This window comes from Frischella sp. Ac48 (assembly GCF_019641635.1).
In the GTDB taxonomy this organism is placed as follows: Bacteria; Pseudomonadota; Gammaproteobacteria; order Enterobacterales; family Orbaceae; genus Frischella; species Frischella japonica.
In genome coordinates this window covers 57,656-76,541 of record NZ_JAETXP010000009.1, presented here as the reverse complement: position 1 = coordinate 76,541, position 18,886 = coordinate 57,656, and the positions used below count along the sequence as shown (strand labels likewise).

Below are 18,886 nucleotides of genomic sequence, written 5' to 3'. Positions count from 1 at the left end.
CTTATCGTTTTATTTAAGATAAATTTTCGAAATTTTATCACATTATATCTGTCGTTATTTATGCTAATACTTTAACCAAAGATTTGATGAATTTAGATTAATACACAGTGCAATGTAGAACTAACCCACTAATTTAATAATATTAATAAGGTATTTTCATGAGTCATTCAGATATCACTGCCGAAGGACGACCTGAAGCTCGTCCATTAAACCCAAAAGACATTAAAACACTTATTTTGTCATCATTAGGTGGCACACTTGAATTTTATGATTTTGTCATTTATGCACTCTATGTCGATCTTATCGTCGCGCCACTTTTTTTCCCTGATTCGCTTAGTTTATTTACTAAAGAACTTTTTGCATGGGGTATTTTCGCCGCCGGTTATTTAGTTAGACCAATTGGTGGTATTATAATGGCGCACTTTGGCGACAAAGTTGGTCGTAAACAGATGTTTACTTTAAGTGTTGCGCTAATGGCGTTACCGACATTTATTATTGGTATTTTACCTACCTATAATAGTATTGGTATGTTGGCACCAATCCTATTACTGGTTATGCGTATGTTACAAGGTGCAGCAATTGGCGGTGAAATGCCTGGGGCTTGGGTATTTATTGCCGAACATACGCCAAAACAACGTTATGGTTTTGGTATTGGTACCCTAACGTCGGGCATTACCGGCGGTATATTATTAGGTTTTCTAATTACAATCATCATTGATATGCTCTTTACTAAAGTGGATATACTAAACTATGCATGGCGTATTCCGTTTATTATTGGTGGAATATTTGGCATTATTTCTGTTTATTTACGTCGTTTTTTATCAGAAACACCCATTTTTAAAGAACTGGCATCACGTAAAGCATTAGAGAAAAACATCCCGGTAATTTCCGTTATAAAAAACCATCAATTTGCCTGCCTTTTAGTCGCAATATTAACCTGGTCACTTTCAACTACGGTTATGGTGGGTGTATTGATTACACCAGGAAAGATTCTTGGTGGCATGTACCATTTACCATCAATTGACTGTCGAGTAGCCGGTTGTGTTGTTGCTTTAATGCTAACACTAGGGTGCATATTCTTTGGTTGGTTAGAAGATAAAATTGGCACTAAGCGAAATATGATTATCGCCTGGGGAGGTCTTGCTATCACCAGCATCTATTTTTATGCTACGCTAAGTCTTGATATGAGTTTAACCGCACTTTATATCCATTGTGCAATTTTTGGGTTATTTACCGGAGCGATTGCCACCTTACCAATTGTCGGTACTCGGGCATTCCCCCCTTCAATTCGTTACTCTGGATTATCATTTGCATATAACTTAGCTTACGCATTATTTAGTGCGATTACACCTACATTAACGCTGTACCTACTTAATCCTAACCATTTATTGGGTCATTATGCTTACATAGGAGCTGGTGTTTATATAGCATTTGTTGCTTTACTTGGTGTTGTGGTTGGTTTTGTATCCTTAGCCCAACAAGGTTGGCAACCAGTCAGTAAATAAATGATATTAACCTTAGATTGAGTTATTTGGCATCTTAATCATATGACTCAATCTTATATATTGGAGTTAAATTAATTTTAGGTTGCATTGAAGCTTAGTTTTGATATCGAGACAAAATTTCCTATCTCCATCTTGTCATTTTATTCCAATTATCATTAATAATGACGAGATTTAGACGAACACAAATAAAACGATTTATAATGTCCGCCTATTATTTAATCATTATTGTTCTTAATCAATTTGCTCCGTTTGAGTATTAATAATCTCAACCTCTTTTGGAACAGTTAACCGATCTAGTTTAACATAAAACCACTTAAGTCCTTCTATTTTGAAGGTATCAATAAAATATTTTTTAAAATAAATATCATTTTCAGTATCATCCTCACGTTCAAACTCTTCATAAAATTCAAGGAAATCATTAAATTGTAAAACACTTTCACCCGTTTGCGCTTTGAAGTAACCAAAAGCGGCAAATGATTCTAACATTTTATCATTAAATTTATTCACTTCTAACTGAATGTCAATGTGTCTAGGTTTTTGATAACCTAATGTTCTAAATACTTTATCAGCTATTTTTGAACCTAAATTTTTATATTTTAAAAGCACAATATAACTGGGACATAGCAAAATTGATAAACAACACAAAATAAAGATCATTTCTACGTTGAAAGATGGTAAGTCAGAAATATAAAAAAAATAAAATAATATAAATAATCCTAAAATTCCAATACAACTAAGCGCAAAAATTATTTTATTTTGGCGAGGTTCAAAATTTAGGTACGCTTTGGTTCCCTTATCCGTATAAGGATGCAGAAATAAGTAGTGATCTGATGTGCGATGTAATGCAAATGCAAAATAGCTATCATCCCCCATAGATTCAACAACTATCTCGACATGGTCACCTTCATTAAATATGATACGTGAGAAGACACCTTCAACCACATTAGTTCCTATTTTACAACTGAAAAATTGAACTAATCCCAATTTAGGATCATCGTTTTCTGACAGATTCTGCCTAAATTTTATATCATCCGTCCTAACTCGTTTTAACTCACCAATATTCGATAAATCAATTTCAGTTAACCCTGACTGTTTGTGAGCGTCGATAAATTCATCTTCAGTATTAAATATTTGCAGATCAGTGATACAGCCTGTTATGATTTTATAATTAGTATTATTTTTTTTCATCTTATTAACTTCGCATTTTAAAATTGTTTTTGTTTTTTTAAATTATTTTTTTCTTTTTAAAAAGAAAGATCATTCCTACGAAGTCTATTTTTACATTTAATTAAGTTTTAATCCATAGAAAAAAGAGATTATAGATGGTTTTTAGTCGATTTTACAGTCACTGACATTTCTGTTAGCTCTTGCAAAATACCACATGATTGATTGGAAGAATGGCAATGATTTTGTAATTTCATTAGTTGCTGACGTAAATTGGTTAATTCTTCTATCCGTTCATCAATATGTTGTAAATGGGCTTGTAATAACTGATGGGCATTATCATGTTCCGCCTGATTATTTGGATTTACCATAATAGTGATTAATGTTTTTATTTCATCGTGGCTCATTTCAAGCGCCCGACAATTACGAATAAATAATAAGCGTTCAAGATGCTTCTTATGATAAATACGGTAATTGTTTGCGCCTCGTTCTGGCCGAAAAAGTAAACCTGTTTTTTCATAAAAACGTATTGTTTCAGTTGAACAACCAACTACTTTTGCCAATTCATTAATTTTCATTTTATTCCATTACTTAAAACAACGATAATAACAATCTACTAAGTGATCATTAACCAACCCCATTGATTGCATAAAAGCATAACAAATGGTTTCGCCCACAAAAACAAACCCTTTTTTCTTTAATGCGATAGACATTTGGCGTGAAATCACAGTACGGGTTGGAATTTCATGAATATTCTGATAATCATTAATTATAGGTTTACCATCTACAAACGACCAAATAAATTTCCCAAAATCTTCACCGTTATTTTGCATCACTAGATAAGCTTGTGCATTTTTAATAATAGCATTAAGTTTCAAACGATGCCGAATAAGACCAGGGTTTTGTATTAACTTATCAATATCATTTTGAGTCATATTGATAATTTTATACGGATCAAAATTAAAAAAACAACGGCGATATTCATCGCGCTTTTTAAGAACAGTAATCCAAGATAAACCCGCCTGTTGCCCTTCTAAACATATTTTTTCAAATAACTTCAGACTATCATATTGGGGTTGTCCCCATTCATAATCATGATAATGAATATATATTGGATCGTTCGTTACCCAAGCACAACGAATATGATTCTGGTTCAAATATATCTCCCCTACCAGGTCGCTTTTTCAATTTAATTACAATCTGTTAAGATTAACACTTCCACAATGAATAATAAACAGTATAAAATAGCCAATTATTTATTCTGAACACATACAATTCAAAAAGATAACATCATGCAAAAGTTTAATGTCAAAACCTTTCAAGGATTAATCCTAACGCTACAGGATTATTGGGCAAACCAAGGTTGTACAATTATTCAACCTTTAGATATGGAAGTAGGTGCTGGAACATCGCACCCAATGACTTGCCTTCGTGCGCTCGGACCAGAACCGATTAATGCTGCTTATGTGCAACCTTCTCGTCGCCCGACCGATGGTCGTTATGGTGAAAATCCAAATCGGTTACAACATTATTATCAATTTCAGGTTATCTTAAAACCATCACCAGAAAACATTCAGGAACTTTATTTAGGTTCTCTCAAACAACTTGGTCTTGATCCTACTATTAATGATATTCGCTTTGTGGAAGACAACTGGGAAAATCCAACCCTTGGCGCTTGGGGATTAGGTTGGGAAGTGTGGCTAAATGGTATGGAAGTCACTCAATTCACTTATTTCCAGCAAGTTGGAGGATTAGAGTGTAAGCCAGTCACCGGCGAGATCACCTACGGACTTGAACGTTTAGCGATGTATATTCAAGGAGTTGATAGTGTTTATGATCTTGTTTGGAGTGATGGAGCCTTTGGTAAAACAACTTATGGCGATGTTTTCCATCAAAATGAAGTTGAACAATCTACTTATAACTTTGAGTATGCTAACACGGATTTCTTATTTTATTGCTTTGATCAACATGAACAAGAAGCACGTTACTTATTAGAACTAGAAAAACCGTTGCCATTACCGGCTTATGAACGCATTTTAAAAGCTGCACATTGTTTTAATTTACTTGATGCACGTAAAGCCATTTCTGTTACAGAACGTCAACGTTATATTTTAAGAATCAGAACGTTAACTAAAATGGTCGCCGAAGCTTATTATGCGTCGCGTGAAGCGTTAGGATTCCCGATGTGTCATAACGACAATCAACCAACGCCAATCACTGCAAAGTAAGGAGACACGATCATGCAAAAAACATTTTTAGTTGAAATTGGTACTGAAGAGTTACCACCAAAAGCACTGCGCACATTAGCCGAAAGTTTTGCGGCAAATTTTATTGAGCAATTAGATAATGCGAATTTAAGCCATGGTGAAGTACTTTGGTACGCCTCACCACGTCGCTTAGCGTTAAAAGTACTAAATTTGGATGATACCCAACCTGATAGCCAAGTATTTAAACGTGGTCCGGCAGTGAGTGCTGCATTTGATGCAGAAGGCAAACCGACCAAAGCTGCTGAGGGGTGGGCGCGTGGTTGTGGTATTACAGTTGATCAAGCAGAGCGTGTAACAACTGATAAAGGTGAATGGTTAGCTTATACGCTAAATCAACCTGGTCAACCGGTTGTTAATCTGTTATGTGATATAGTTAAAGCTGCGCTGAGCAAATTACCTATTCCTAAGCCAATGCGCTGGGCCGCTAAACAAGTAGAATTTATTCGCCCAAGTCATACCGTTACCATGTTATATGGTGATGAATTAGTACCGGGATCAATTTTAGATATTCAATCCGATCGCATTATTCGCGGTCATCGTTTTATGGGAGAAGCTGAATTTAGCATTGATAATGCTGATCAGTACCCACAAATTTTGGCTGAGCGCGGTAAAGTCATTGCTGATTATCAGCAGCGTAAAGCCATTATTAAGCAACAAGCAGAGCAAGCCGCTGCTCAACTAAACGGTCGGGCTGATTTGACAGATAGTCTGCTAGAAGAAGTCACCGCATTGGTAGAATGGCCAGTAGTATTAACAGCAAAATTTGAGGAAAAGTTCCTTGAAGTGCCAGCAGAAGCGTTAGTTTACACTATGAAAGGTGATCAAAAGTACTTCCCAGTATACGATAAAGAAAATCGGTTATTACCTCATTTTATCTTTGTTGCCAATATTGAATCAAAAGATCCACAAGTGGTGATCTCCGGTAATGAAAAAGTGGTACGTCCACGTTTAGCGGATGCAGAATTCTTCTATCAAACCGATTTAAAACAATCCTTAGAAAAACGCTTACAACGTTTAGAAACGGTTTTATTCCAACAACAACTGGGTACAGTTAAAGATAAAGCATTACGCCTTGAAGCGTTAGCGGGCTATATTGCTCACCAAATCCATGCTGATGTTAAACATGCTGAACGTGCTGGTAAACTTGCTAAATGTGATTTAGTAACAAATACCGTTTTTGAGTTCCCTGAAACTCAGGGCATCATTGGTCGTTATTTAGCGGTCAAAGATGGTGAACATAGCGACGTTGCCATCGCTATTGAAGAACAATACAAACCACGTTTTGCCGGTGATGAACTGCCAAGCTCTTTAGTTGCTAGTGCCGTATCTATTGCTGAAAAAATGGATACCTTAGCTGGAATATTTGGCATTGGCCAACATCCTAAAGGCGATAAAGATCCTTTTGCTTTACGTCGAGCTGCTATCGGCGTATTACGTATTATTGTTGAAAAAAATCTACCGCTAGATTTAATGGTGTTAGCGCGTCATGCCACCTTACTTTATGGGGATAAATTAACCAATCAAAATGTCGTCGATGATATTGTTAACTTTATGCAAGGCCGGTTCCGTGCTTGGTATCAAGAACAAGGATTTGCGATTGATATTATTCAATCAGTACTAGCCCGTAATCCAACTAAACCGGCTGATTTTGATGCACGTGTAAAAGCAGTAAATCACTTCAGAACTTTACCTGTTGCGCTATCTTTAGCTGAAGCAAATAAGCGTGTCTCCAATATTTTATCTAAAGCGCAAGTGATCATACCTGAACACATTAATGCAGCATTGTTAGAAGCCGGCGCTGAAGGCGAATTAGCTAAACATGTTGTCGTCTTAACGGATAAATTAGCGCCTTATTTTAATCAAGGTCGCTATCAAGAAGCATTAGTTGAACTCGCTGCTTTGAAAGAACCTGTGGACAACTTTTTTACTTCGGTAATGGTCATGACTGATAATGAACAAGTGAAATTAAATCGTTTAGCATTATTATCAAAACTACAGAGTTTATTCTTAAAAATTGCAGATATTTCATTATTACAAGCATAATTAGATTGTACCCACAATATCAACACGATTATGCATAATGATTAGTATTATACTATCGATAGTTTATTATTTTTTATTTTAAGATTAGTATTAATAATCAATGTCATAAATAACTTTGACACTAACAATGGTAAAATTCAAACTTTTACCATTGTTCATTTAAAAACTTATTAATCTAATTTGTAAACATCAAGGGGTATATTTTGCCAACGTTTACTTCACTTATGACAGATACAAAAAACTTTTTTAAAAATAATTTTATGATTATTATTTTTGTTATTGTTACAGTATCTCTATTGACACAGTTATTTAACTATCTTTTTCTACCTACAATTGAAATCAATAATCAATTTGAAGCAATCATTAATCAAATAAATGCACAGAAAACAGATGCAGCTTCGCTTGACAATATTATGCAAACCATATCACAGCTTCCCGATATAGAAAAACAACAATTTACTAGCTACCTTTTAAACTACGTATTTAAAATTTGCCTAGTATTGTTTATTAATAACATAATAACCCTAAGTTGCATTGGCTCATTAATCCGCATTTTATCAGTCAACCAATTTTGTGGGTCAAGCTTGTTTATTAATAGCTTGCGATTAATTCCACAAATTGCAATATTCATTATTTGTGCAATACCCTATTTCATGTTGCTATCTTCAATATTATTAATCATTAAACCTTTAGCCCCTATTTTATTTTTGCTTGCTATCGTAATTTATATGCTCACTTATGTTGTGTTCACTGCTGTTATTATTGATGCTCGCTCATCAGGAAAATTTCTTGCATCCTTAAAAAATACATTATTATTTATTAAACAACAAACTCAGCTTATTTTAATGATATTTCTATTTTGGTTACTCGCTACCATGGCGTTAAATACCTTTTTTAATCTAATGGGTAATAGCATGATAGTGATTTTCTTCAACACTATCGCTGAAAATCTATTAGTATTTACATCTCTTTGTTGTATATATCGTCTTTATCTATTAACACAACAGGTTTCACCTTATGACACCCGCCATTAATATATTAAAAAAATTAAATATCCCGTTTCATGTTCATCATTATCAGCATGATACAAATGAAATACAATTTGGCAAAGAAGCAGTAGCAAAACTTGATCCAAACTTAAGTATCACTGCTAAGCAAGTGTTTAAAACTCTCGTTGTTAGCATAAATAGTAGTAATAAAGATTTAGCAGTTTGTATTGTCCCGGTTGACTGTCATCTAAATCTTAAAAAAGCCGCAAGAGCTTTTAATTGCAAGAAAATCGATTTAGCTGATGCGAATTTAGCAGAAAAAATCACTGGTTATTTAGTTGGTGGCATTAGTCCCATAGGACAAAAAAAAATGCTACCCACTTTAATTGACCAGAGTGCTAACCAATTTAATACTATCTTTATTTCAGGTGGACGTCGTGGGCTAGAAATTGAAATAGCACCACATGATTTGGCCAAAACTATTCACGCACAATTGCAGGATATTGTTGGTTAATAAACTAAATTTAATGTTTTAAATTAATGCATCCTTTGCAAATAAACAAAGGATACATAAAAAATAACTAATATGACTGTAAGCGTTGCGCTATTGTTTTTGCAAAATAGGTTAATATACCATCGGCTCCAGCACGTTTAAAACAGAGTAATGATTCCATAATAACTACATCTTGTAACCATCCATTTTGGATCGCCGCTTGCAACATAGCATACTCCCCGGAAACTTGATAAGCAAAAGTAGGCACGGCAAAAGTCTCTTTCACTCGTCGTACCAGATCCAAATAAGGCATACCCGGTTTAACCATAACCATATCCGCGCCTTCCTGCAAATCTTGATAAACTTCATGTAATGCTTCATCACTATTCGCTGGATCAAGTTGATAAGTTTTCTTATTTCCACCCTTTATATGAGCAGCAGAGCCAACCGCATCACGAAATGGTCCATAAAAACTCGATGCATATTTTGCTGAATAGGCCATAATTTGGGTATTGCTAAAACCTTGTTGCTCTAATTCACAGCGAATACTTCCAATTCTCCCATCCATCATATCACTCGGTGCAATAATATCAGCGCCAGCTTCAGCTTGAGTTATCGCTTGCTTTATTAATGCCTTAACCGTGATGTCATTTTGCACATATCCTTGTGCGTCAATGATACCATCCTGTCCATGTGTTGTATAAGGATCTAAGGCGACATCAGTTAAAATACCTAATTCAGGAAATTCTTTTTTTAAAGCGCGAATCGTACGGGGCACCAACCCATCTGGATTAAACGCTTCTTCTGCTAATAATGTTTTCTTTTCAAATTCAACGGCAGGAAAAAGTGATAAAACAGGAATACCTAACTTAGCAATGTGTTCTGCTTCTTTTAATAACACGTCGATACTCATACGATTAACATCAGGCATAGATGCAACTGGCTGCACAATATTTTTACCTTCTACAACAAAAACCGGATAAATCAGATCATCAACGGTTAAGTGATTTTCGGCCACTAAACGACGGCTAAAATCATGAGCACGCAAACGGCGTAATCGACGCTGAGGAAATTGTCCAGCAATCAGCGGTATCATAACAAACACTCCTAACAATCAATAGAAAATAATGATTAATTGTAATTAAAACTAAATTTTGGCTATTATCTGACGCTAGCTAATGATAATCAAATAAATTTCACTGATCGTCTATCGGTTGATAAGTTTAACCGAATTAATTTAGTCATAATTAAAACTTATCAAATAACTATATAACCGATGCTAAAATTCAATTAAATTAACAAACTTATTTGGTTTACATCTATATCAAATTTTTATTCGACAATATTGTATTTTAATAATACATAAATAGATGACATCTATTAATAACATAAATTACAAATTGCTTAAAATTAAATCCGATAAAATGCTTTACAAACAGTGGCTATTAGCAGTACAATTCAGCACTAATTTTTAACACTAGCCAATTTATATGGTCATGGCTGGTAAATTCAATTAATTTTGAGGTGAGAGGCACATGCCAGTAATTAAAGTACGTGAAAATGAACCTTTTGATGTTGCGTTACGTCGTTTTAAACGTTCTTGCGAAAAAGCAGGAATTCTAGCTGAAGTTCGTAATCGTGAGTTTTATGAGAAACCAACTACTATTCGTAAACGCGCTAAAGCTGCTGCTGTAAAACGCCACGCAAAAAAACTTGAAAGAGAAAATGCACGTCGTATTCGTTTACACTAATTAGTTAGTCTATCGAAAACACTATATAATTCATATAGTATCTAATATATAATGAACCGTACAATATGTGCGGTTTGTTGTCTTTAGCGGATAGAATCATATTATGAAACATATTCCTCAGGATTTTATTGTTGATCTTGTTGCACGCACCAATATTGTTGATGTTATAGGTAATAGAATCAAACTCAAAAAACGAGGAAAAGATTATTGGGGAAATTGCCCATTTCATAATGAAAAGACGCCTTCTTTTTCTGTTAGTGAGAAAAAACAAATTTATTATTGTTTTGGTTGCGGTGCTGGTGGTTATGCAATTGATTTTATTATGCAATATGACCGACTTTCATTTCCAGAAACCATTGAAGAATTAGCTAGCTTACAAGGTATTACCGTTCCTTATATTGATTCCTCACCAAACCAGAATAAAAGTAAAACTCAAATTAGTGGTCAAAATACTCGCCGTGATCTCTATCAACTCATGGACCAATTAGCTAATTTTTACCAAACACAATTGAATATACCAGCAGCCCAAAAAGCACGAGATTATCTTATGCAACGTGGGTTAGATTCTCAAGTCATAGAACATTATAAAATCGGCTACGCGCCCGATGAGTGGCACCAAACAGCCACTAGCGTTGCTCAAACGGCAAGAGATCGCAAACTCTATGATCAAGCTGGTATGCTAGTCACCAATGACAATGGCAAACAATATGATCGCTTCCGTAATCGTATCATGTTTCCAATTCGCGATAGACAAGGTAACGTAATTGCATTTGGAGGCCGAACGATTAGTAGCACAGATTCAGCTAAATATATTAACTCTCCAGAAACCAATATTTTTCATAAAGGTTACCAACTATATGGTTTGTACGAAGCATTGCAAATTAATCGTAATCCAGAACAATTATTGGTGGTTGAAGGATATATGGATGTGGTTTCGGTAGCGCAATTTGGTATTCACTATGCTGTTGCAGCTTTAGGCACAGCAACGACAGAAGAACATATAAAATTATTGTTTAGAGCTACTGATAACGTGATTTTTTGTTTTGATGGCGATGAGGCCGGACGTCGGGCAGCATGGCGAGCTTTAAATGTCTTATTACCTACCTTGCTTGATAGCAAACAAATTAAATTTGTTTTTTTGCCAGAAAACGAAGATCCTGACACATTAATTCGTAAAGAAGGTAAAATTGCCTTTGAGACTCGTTTAGCTCAGGGGATGCCTTTATCTAACTTTTTATTTGAAGAACTGGTTAAACAAGTTGATTTAAAAACATCTGAAGGTCGGGCAAAATTAAGTTCTCTCGCTTTGCCATTGATTGCGCAAATAAAAGCGCAATCTTTTAGTCTCAATCTTAAACAACAATTAGGTGACTATCTTGGCTATCTGGATGTTAGCCAAATTGATAAGTTATTACAACAGCATGAAGTAACCGACTCATTACCAGCAACGAAAAACAAAGTGCCTGTGTTACAAATGAAATTAACAACGATGCGGATTTTGATCGGCTTATTAATACAACATCCTGAATTAGCTAATTTGATTACTGATGTTAAGGCCTTAAGAAGCGTAAAATTAGCCGGTATTGATTTGTTCCTTGAATTATTGGATCTCTGCCACCATTATGCACATATAACAACTGCGCAAATTTTGGCAAAATACGCAGATACGCCAGTTTATAAGCAATTAAATATCTTATCCTCTTGGGAACATAAATATCCTGATGAGGAAATAAGCGAGATTTTTTCTCATACATTGAAAGAGTTGTATGATAATATATTGAGCCAAAAAAGAGATGAGCTTATAGCTAAAGACAGAATATCTAAATTAACTGAAGCGGAAAAAAAAGAACTAGCAACATTAATACTTGTTTTATCAAAAAAAGACTAAATATATATAAAACAGTAATTTAATTACCAATATTGGAGCAGCTATAATGTTATATTAATTATAGCGCATAAATTTAAAGTAATAATTTGAAGCAATATACTTTTATGGTTTATCGCTTTGGTTTCATTGAAAAAATTAATGGCAACATAAATGATTCGCCCTCACTATACTTATAGTGCTCAATTCAATGCTATCAGCGAAATCTGGAAAGTATTTAGTCTGGGTAACGATGATTTTACCCTATCACTAAACAACAAAATGTGGATATTTTGATATGGAGCAAAACTCTCAATCACAACTCAAACATCTGATCATTCGCGGTAAAGAGCTAGGCTATTTAACTTATGCAGATTTGAATGATCATTTGCCTGAAGAAATTATCGATTCCGATCAGATCGAAGATATTATTCAAATGATCAATGATATGGGGATTCAGGTTCTGGAGGAAGCTCCTGATTCTGATGACATGCTTTTATCAGAAAACGTGCCTGATGAAGAAGCAGTCGAAGCAGCCACCGCTTTGGTATTATCGAACGTTGAATCAGAAATTGGTCGCACAACAGACCCTGTGCGCATGTATATGCGCGAAATGGGTGCCGTAGAACTTCTAACTCGTGAAGGCGAAATTGATATAGCTAAACGTATTGAAGACGGTATTAACCAAGTACAAACATCAGTATCAGAATATCCAGAAGCAATCACTTACCTTTTGGAGCAATATAATCTGGTTGAACAAGGTACGGTACGTTTATCCGATTTAATTACCGGATTTGTCGATCCCAATGCTCAAGAAAGCATAGAAGATTTACCTGAAGAATTAGAGGATGAAAATAGCACTCTTAATCTTGACGATGATCAAGATGATGAAGACGAAGAAACTGATTCTACTGATGATGATACATCGATTGATCCAGAAGTAGCCAGAGAAAAATTCTTAGCCTTAAAAGTGCAACATGAGAAAACATCTGAAGCGATCAAAAAATACGGCAGATCGAATAAAAAAGCACGGCAAGAAATTGAAAATCTATCTGAAATCTTTAAACAATTTCGTTTGGTTGGCAAGCAATTTGATATTCTGGTTAATAGCATGCGTGAAATGATGGAACGTGTGCGTTCTCATGAACGGGTAATTATGAAAATCTGCGTTGAACAATGCAAAATGCCGAAAAAACAATTTATGACTTATTTCACCGGTAACGAAAATAACATGAATTGGTTCGAAAAGGCAATGAAATCAAAGGGTGCTAATGCTGAAAAGTTAAGTGAATTTGATAAAGACATTGCGCAACAAACCGAGCAACTCCAACAAATTGAAACAGAGACTAATCTTTCGATTGAACAAATCAAAGATATTAATCGTCGTATGTCAATTGGTGAAGCTAAAGCCAGACGTGCCAAAAAAGAGATGGTTGAGGCAAATTTACGTTTGGTTATCTCGATTGCTAAGAAATACACTAATCGTGGTTTACAATTCCTTGATTTAATTCAGGAAGGTAATATTGGTTTAATGAAAGCTGTTGATAAATTTGAATATCGTCGTGGTTACAAATTTTCAACCTATGCAACTTGGTGGATTCGTCAAGCAATTACCCGTTCAATTGCTGACCAGGCTAGAACTATTCGTATTCCAGTTCATATGATTGAGACAATCAATAAACTCAATCGTATTTCACGCCAGATCTTACAAGAGATAGGTCGAGAACCAACGCCGGAAGAATTGTCTGAAAAAATGCAAATGCCTGAAGACAAAATTCGTAAAGTACTAAAAATTGCCAAAGAACCCATCTCAATGGAGACGCCGGTTGGTGATGATGAAGATTCACATCTTGGTGATTTTATTGAAGATACTGCAATGGAACAACCTCTTGATGCGGCAACATCAGAAAGCCTACGCGCAGCTACACGCGATATTTTAGGCGGTCTAACGCCACGTGAAGCAAAAGTGTTAAGAATGCGTTTTGGTATTGATATGAATACTGACCATACCTTGGAGGAAGTCGGTAAACAATTTGATGTCACTCGTGAACGTATACGTCAAATTGAAGCAAAAGCACTTCGCAAATTACGTCATCCAAGTCGTTCTGACGTTTTACGCAGTTTTCTCGATGAATAAATAGTTAATCGCAACTATTCACTTACCAAAATTCCGCTGCCGAAATCATTAAGTAGCGGAATTTTTTTATTTAATTAACCTGCGTTTTATCAGCTTGCATTCCGTCGCTACTATATAATTTGCCGATTATCTCGTATATACTAACGTATCGTTCGTTTGTATTGATAAAACAGACTAGAATCTCCATGAATATCATCAAATTACTAAAAATCGATCCTTTTTTATTAACCCTAGTTATTGTAGTAGCTACCGCAACATTTTTACCTTGCGAAGGTAGGATTAATACTTTTTTTGAATCCTTAACTAGCCTTGCAATCGCGTTATTATTTTTCATGCACGGTGCAAAATTATCCTTTAATGCCATTATTGATGGCATTAAAAATTGGAAACTTCATTTGATGATTTTTATAACGACATTTGCTATTTTTCCATTACTCGGAGTGGGATTACAGATTTTTGTCCCTGCTTTATTAACGCATAATCTTTATTTAGGATTCATATATCTGTGTACCTTACCAGCGACAGTACAATCTGCTATTGCTTTTACATCAATAGCACGCGGTAATGTTGCTGCTGCTATTTGTAGTGCTTCGGCATCAACTTTACTGGGTGTTTTTATTACTCCTATTCTTATTGGTCTTTTTATGCATGCTCAATCAGACAATGCCATGGACATCTCCGAAGCGGTTATTTCTATAATGCTTAAATTAATGCTACCTTTTATTTTGGGGCATTTATCCAGACCACTTATTGGTTTGTGGATCGATAAATATCGCAAAATCATCAATCAAACCGACCGTTTATCAATTTTATTAGTGGTTTATGTTGCTTTCAGCAATGCGGTAATAAATGGCATTTGGCAACAAATTGATATCATATCATTCATCACTATTATTATATTCTCTCTTATATTACTCACTAGTGTATTAGTCATTACACGTTATGGTTCACGACTACTCGGCTTTAATAAACAAGATGAAATTACGATTGTATTTTGTGGTTCGAAAAAAAGTCTAGCCAGTGGTATTCCTATGGCTAGTATTATTTTTCCAGCCGCCGTAACGGGAATGATGGTATTACCATTAATGATTTTTCATCAAATACAACTGATGGTTTGTGCTATATTGGCCGCACATTATGCTAAACGTCAGGACTAAAACAAAAATCAAACAACCATTGTTTATCCTGCTCTTCAATCGTTACTGATAATTGTTATCAATATCTTGTATATTTTATTTTACACCATAACTGATGTGCTATTTCGCGCACACTTTTTGCTTATATTAGAATCCTTTCAAGGATTTATTAATAAAATTTCAAAAATTGCTTTGCTCATTTAATATTCTTTAGGATAATAGCGACGTTTATTTATTTATGTGAAGAGCCGATATGTTCCATCTATTTTCTGATTTAGATATTTCGACACTTATGTTATTAGCTATAGCGCTATTTTTTGTTTTATTTTATGAAGCAATCAATGGATTCCACGATACCGCCAATGCAGTTGCAACGGTGATTTATACCAAAGCACTAAAAGAACGACTAGCAGTGCTTATGGCGAGTATTTTTAATTTCTTTGGTGTATTACTTGGTGGTTTGAGCGTTGCTTATGCTATTGTTCACCTGTTACCGACTGATTTATTACTCAATGTCAGTTCTTCGCACGGATTAGCAATGGTATTTTCTATTCTTTTTGCTGCGATCATTTGGAATCTGGGAACTTGGTATTTGGGTATCCCTGCTTCAAGTTCTCATACCTTAATCGGTTCAATTATTGGCGTCGCTTTGGCAAATGCGTTTCTGACAAATACATCAGTAATCGAAGCACTAAATATTCCAAAAATGATTTCAATCTTACTCTCTTTAGTCATTTCACCATTGATAGGCTTATTAATGGCAGGTTTAATGATCTATATATTAAGAAAAATGTGGACCCAAAAGAAGAGTGGTAAGAAAAGAGAACGTATATTTATGACACCTGAACAACGTGAAAAACTATACGGTAAGAAAAAACCTCCATTTTGGATCCGGATTATGTTAATCATTTCAGCTGCTGGAGTCAGTTTTTCACATGGTGCCAATGATGGACAAAAAGGAATAGGATTATTAATGTTGGTATTAATGGGTGTCGCGCCAGCAGGTTTTATTGTTAATATGAACGCACCGACTTATGATATTGCTAACACACGAAGCGCCATCCATAATATTGAAGAATATTTTACTACCCACCAGCAAATTCTATCCGAAGTAATCGGTAAACAACCCATTGTAAGCAATGAAATTCAACATACTGACCTTACTGAATATCATTGTGATTATTCACACTCTTTTACAACTTTGAATATTGCCAAAACATTATTCAATAATTTAAATGATTATGAAACTTTAACCGTTGATCAGCGTGCGCAAACTCGTCGTATTCTAATTTGTTTATCTGACACAGTAAATCATATTGCTAAACAAGCAAATCTACCTAAGCAGGATAAGAATTATTTATCCGCATTAAAAAATGATTTATTAAAAACTGTAGAATATGCACCTATTTGGATTATTATTGCTGTAGCTTCTGCTTTAGCTGTAGGTACTATGATTGGTTGGCGTCGTGTTGCCATCACAATTGGTGAGAAAATTGGTAAAAAAGGGATGACTTACGCCCAAGGTGTTTGTGCTCAGGTTACTACCGCTATTTCAATTGGTATTGCTAGCTTTACAGGTATGCCGGTGTCAACGACACAAGTATTGTCATCTTCTGTTGCTGGAACGATGATCGTCGATGGTGGTGGTGTACAAAGTAAAACCATGAAGAGCATTGCTTTAACTTGGATCTTAACTTTACCAATTTCTATATTACTATCAGCATTAATTTTTTGGCTTGCTCAAATGTTAATTTAGTAGTACAACTAACCGGAGAGTAATTAAATTTTCTGCAAGTTAAAAAGATAGAGGAAAGTGTTATGGCTTATAAACATATTTTAGTAGCAGTAGATCTTTCACCTGAAAGCGATATTTTAGTTGAAAAAGCTGTTTCAATGGCAAGGCCTTATAATGCACAAATTTCATTGATTCATGTCGGTATCAACTATTCCGATCTCTATACTGGACTAGTGGATATCAATATGAATGACATGAAAGATCGTATTACTGAAGATGCCCATATTGTACTTAATAAGTTAGCCGATAATGCGGGTTATCCAATAACTCATACACTCTCAGGTAATGGTGAATTTGGTCAAGTATTAATTGAAGCTATTCATGAATATGGTGCCGATCTTGTGGTTTGTGGTCATCATCAAGATTTTTGGAGTAAACTGATGTCTTCTGCGCGCCAATTAATCAATAATACTCATGTTGATACCTTAATTGTGCCACTGAAAGATGATGAAGTCACTGAAGAAAAACCTTCTGAAGTTAATTAAAAACATTTAGAATTTTAGCCATAAGATAAAAATAATTAGGTCTAACAATAATATGTTGGACCTTTTTGTTAAGTTTTTATTTTCATATCGATTCCCAATACCTACTATAGTGTTCCTATAAACATGACCAATGACATTAAAAAAGTATACAAAAAATTATCAATATAAGGTTTCTTGCTTTTCTAGTATTTCATAAGTACATAATTATTTAAATTATATTAATTCCTTTATCATTAAAATGATTTAAAACAATGAAAAGGTAACTTTAGGTAAAATAAATAAGGTAAATCAAGCATTAATCATAATTAACAATAAATTATTATTGTTTTACGATAATTTTTTATTGATTAATAATAAACAAAGAATATAATCTCCTTAATTCATTTACATACTATTTAGGAGCATTTATGCGTAATTCATCAAATATTGAACATTTAAAGCGTTATTCAAACTATGTGGCATGGTTTACGTGGGTGCCGATCATTTGTATCTTTATTGGTTGCTTTTCTCCCCTACTATTTTATTTTTTTAATATACAAAATATTGGATTAGATTCGGATAATTATTCTTTATTTTCTTCATATGTTGGATTTGATACTAATACTGAAACATTAACATGGTGGCAATCAGCACTGGCAACTTGCATCGATACCCTACCCATAGTGATTTTATTGTATGGTTTTTATCAACTGCGATTGCAATTTATTTGCTATGCGAAAGCGGAATATTTCACTGTAAATGCATCGAATCACTGTTACAATTTCGGTAAAGCATTAGTAGCTTGGGTTGTATTAGGCGTAATTTTTGAGCCATTATTATCATTAATTTTAACGTTAAATAATGAAGAAAAGTTCATTAACGTGAGTCTAACTGGTGACGATATCATCACCTTTTTCCCTGCACTTTGTATCATGATTATAGGGCGAATTCTGCTAAAAGCATCCCAAATAGCCACAGAAAACGAACAGTTCATATAAGGATCAATGAATCATGGCAATTATCATTAATTTAGATGTTATGTTGGCTAAACGTAAAATTAAATCTAAAGATTTGGCTAATGCAATTGGCATCACTGAGCAAAACTTATCTTTGCTAAAACAAGGTAAAGTAAAAGGATTTCGTTTAACCACACTTGAAGCGATTTGCCAATATCTAGATTGCCAACCGGGTGATATTTTAGAATATCGAGCAGATAGCAAAGTTGATTAAAAACCAGATTAATAAAATATTTCACGTTAATAATCTACAACGTGTTAC

The 18,886-nt window shown here is 34.5% G+C and carries 17 protein-coding genes; 13 read left to right on the top strand and 4 right to left on the bottom strand.

What is annotated here, in order from left to right; all coding sequences use genetic code 11:
* Positions 1 to 158 precede the first annotated feature (158 nt).
* On the top strand, positions 159 to 1,505 hold the full coding sequence (locus JMI89_RS05140; RefSeq protein WP_187754481.1) for an MFS transporter: 1,347 nt from the start codon (positions 159 to 161) through the stop codon (positions 1,503 to 1,505).
* Positions 1,506 to 1,736: 231 nt separating this feature from the next.
* Here JMI89_RS05140 and JMI89_RS05135 read toward each other — a convergent pair whose 3' ends face one another.
* The 3 genes from JMI89_RS05135 to JMI89_RS05125 form a co-directional block, all read right to left on the bottom strand.
* Positions 1,737 to 2,693 carry a hypothetical protein gene (locus JMI89_RS05135; protein WP_220679489.1) on the bottom strand — a complete coding sequence of 319 codons (957 nt, stop codon included), beginning with the start codon at positions 2,691 to 2,693 and terminating at the stop codon, positions 1,737 to 1,739.
* 128 nt (positions 2,694 to 2,821) lie between these two features.
* Positions 2,822 to 3,247, bottom strand: a complete 426-nt coding sequence (locus JMI89_RS05130) for a MerR family transcriptional regulator (protein WP_187754479.1) — start codon at positions 3,245 to 3,247, stop codon at positions 2,822 to 2,824.
* Between the two features lie 9 nt (positions 3,248 to 3,256).
* Positions 3,257 to 3,826 (bottom strand): DNA-3-methyladenine glycosylase I, encoded by a 570-nt coding sequence (locus JMI89_RS05125; protein ID WP_255562853.1) that lies wholly within the window; start codon positions 3,824 to 3,826, stop codon positions 3,257 to 3,259.
* 135 nt (positions 3,827 to 3,961) lie between these two features.
* On the opposite strand from JMI89_RS05125, the gene glyQ reads away from it, so the two are divergent.
* The 4 genes from glyQ (at position 3,962) to ybaK (ending at position 8,482) form a co-directional block, all read left to right on the top strand.
* On the top strand, positions 3,962 to 4,897 hold the full coding sequence (gene glyQ, locus JMI89_RS05120) for a glycine--tRNA ligase subunit alpha (RefSeq protein ID WP_187754477.1): 936 nt from the start codon (positions 3,962 to 3,964) through the stop codon (positions 4,895 to 4,897).
* A 9-nt stretch (positions 4,898 to 4,906) separates the two neighbouring features.
* A complete protein-coding gene (gene glyS, locus JMI89_RS05115) occupies positions 4,907 to 6,979 on the top strand; it encodes a glycine--tRNA ligase subunit beta (protein WP_187754829.1) in 2,073 nt (690 codons plus the stop codon).
* A gap of 203 nt (positions 6,980 to 7,182) precedes the next feature.
* Positions 7,183 to 8,013, top strand: a complete 831-nt coding sequence (locus tag JMI89_RS05110; protein ID WP_187754476.1) for a hypothetical protein — start codon at positions 7,183 to 7,185, stop codon at positions 8,011 to 8,013.
* A complete protein-coding gene (gene ybaK / locus JMI89_RS05105) occupies positions 7,997 to 8,482 on the top strand; it encodes a Cys-tRNA(Pro) deacylase (RefSeq protein ID WP_220679487.1) in 486 nt (161 codons plus the stop codon). Before JMI89_RS05110 ends, ybaK begins: the two co-directional genes overlap by 17 nt.
* 67 nt (positions 8,483 to 8,549) lie before the next feature.
* Here the strand turns inward: ybaK and hemB are convergent, their stop codons facing one another.
* Complete coding sequence (gene hemB / locus JMI89_RS05100) at positions 8,550 to 9,557, bottom strand: porphobilinogen synthase (RefSeq protein ID WP_220679486.1); 1,008 nt, start codon at positions 9,555 to 9,557, stop codon at positions 8,550 to 8,552.
* Positions 9,558 to 9,996: 439 nt separating this feature from the next.
* Here hemB and rpsU point away from each other — a divergent pair, with 439 nt between their 5' ends.
* The 8 genes from rpsU to JMI89_RS05060 all read left to right on the top strand — a co-directional run bounded on the left by rpsU (position 9,997) and on the right by JMI89_RS05060 (position 18,838).
* Positions 9,997 to 10,212: a 30S ribosomal protein S21 gene (gene rpsU, locus JMI89_RS05095; protein WP_039103609.1), complete on the top strand. Its 216-nt coding sequence runs from the start codon at positions 9,997 to 9,999 to the stop codon at positions 10,210 to 10,212.
* Positions 10,213 to 10,312: 100 nt separating this feature from the next.
* Positions 10,313 to 12,100, top strand: a complete 1,788-nt coding sequence (gene dnaG / locus JMI89_RS05090) for a DNA primase (protein ID WP_370633720.1) — start codon at positions 10,313 to 10,315, stop codon at positions 12,098 to 12,100.
* 274 nt (positions 12,101 to 12,374) lie between these two features.
* Positions 12,375 to 14,213, top strand: a complete 1,839-nt coding sequence (gene rpoD, locus JMI89_RS05085) for an RNA polymerase sigma factor RpoD (RefSeq protein ID WP_187754473.1) — start codon at positions 12,375 to 12,377, stop codon at positions 14,211 to 14,213.
* 185 nt (positions 14,214 to 14,398) lie between these two features.
* Entirely contained in the window at positions 14,399 to 15,370 is a 972-nt protein-coding gene (locus tag JMI89_RS05080; protein ID WP_220679484.1) for a bile acid:sodium symporter family protein, read from the top strand.
* A gap of 232 nt (positions 15,371 to 15,602) precedes the next feature.
* Positions 15,603 to 17,105 (top strand): inorganic phosphate transporter PitA, encoded by a 1,503-nt coding sequence (pitA, locus tag JMI89_RS05075; RefSeq protein WP_187754471.1) that lies wholly within the window; start codon positions 15,603 to 15,605, stop codon positions 17,103 to 17,105.
* A 62-nt stretch (positions 17,106 to 17,167) separates the two neighbouring features.
* Positions 17,168 to 17,629 carry a universal stress protein UspA gene (gene uspA / locus JMI89_RS05070; protein WP_187754470.1) on the top strand — a complete coding sequence of 154 codons (462 nt, stop codon included), beginning with the start codon at positions 17,168 to 17,170 and terminating at the stop codon, positions 17,627 to 17,629.
* Between the two features lie 407 nt (positions 17,630 to 18,036).
* Entirely contained in the window at positions 18,037 to 18,606 is a 570-nt protein-coding gene (locus JMI89_RS05065) for a DUF2975 domain-containing protein (RefSeq protein ID WP_187754469.1), read from the top strand.
* Between the two features lie 13 nt (positions 18,607 to 18,619).
* On the top strand, positions 18,620 to 18,838 hold the full coding sequence (locus JMI89_RS05060; protein ID WP_220679483.1) for a helix-turn-helix transcriptional regulator: 219 nt from the start codon (positions 18,620 to 18,622) through the stop codon (positions 18,836 to 18,838).
* The last annotated feature ends 48 nt before the right edge of the window (positions 18,839 to 18,886 follow it).

Coding starts and splice junctions, on each gene's coding strand:
- rpoD (WP_187754473.1), top strand. CDS start 12,375: ATGGAGCAAAACTCTCAATCACAACTCAAACATCTGATCATTCGCGGT.
- rpsU (WP_039103609.1), top strand. CDS start 9,997: ATGCCAGTAATTAAAGTACGTGAAAATGAACCTTTTGATGTTGCGTTA.
- JMI89_RS05065 (WP_187754469.1), top strand. CDS start 18,037: ATGCGTAATTCATCAAATATTGAACATTTAAAGCGTTATTCAAACTAT.
- pitA (WP_187754471.1), top strand. CDS start 15,603: ATGTTCCATCTATTTTCTGATTTAGATATTTCGACACTTATGTTATTA.
- JMI89_RS05080 (WP_220679484.1), top strand. CDS start 14,399: ATGAATATCATCAAATTACTAAAAATCGATCCTTTTTTATTAACCCTA.
- JMI89_RS05135 (WP_220679489.1), bottom strand. CDS start 2,693: ATGAAAAAAAATAATACTAATTATAAAATCATAACAGGCTGTATCACT.
- JMI89_RS05060 (WP_220679483.1), top strand. CDS start 18,620: ATGGCAATTATCATTAATTTAGATGTTATGTTGGCTAAACGTAAAATT.
- JMI89_RS05140 (WP_187754481.1), top strand. CDS start 159: ATGAGTCATTCAGATATCACTGCCGAAGGACGACCTGAAGCTCGTCCA.
- uspA (WP_187754470.1), top strand. CDS start 17,168: ATGGCTTATAAACATATTTTAGTAGCAGTAGATCTTTCACCTGAAAGC.
- glyQ (WP_187754477.1), top strand. CDS start 3,962: ATGCAAAAGTTTAATGTCAAAACCTTTCAAGGATTAATCCTAACGCTA.
- JMI89_RS05130 (WP_187754479.1), bottom strand. CDS start 3,247: ATGAAAATTAATGAATTGGCAAAAGTAGTTGGTTGTTCAACTGAAACA.
- hemB (WP_220679486.1), bottom strand. CDS start 9,557: ATGATACCGCTGATTGCTGGACAATTTCCTCAGCGTCGATTACGCCGT.
- ybaK (WP_220679487.1), top strand. CDS start 7,997: ATGACACCCGCCATTAATATATTAAAAAAATTAAATATCCCGTTTCAT.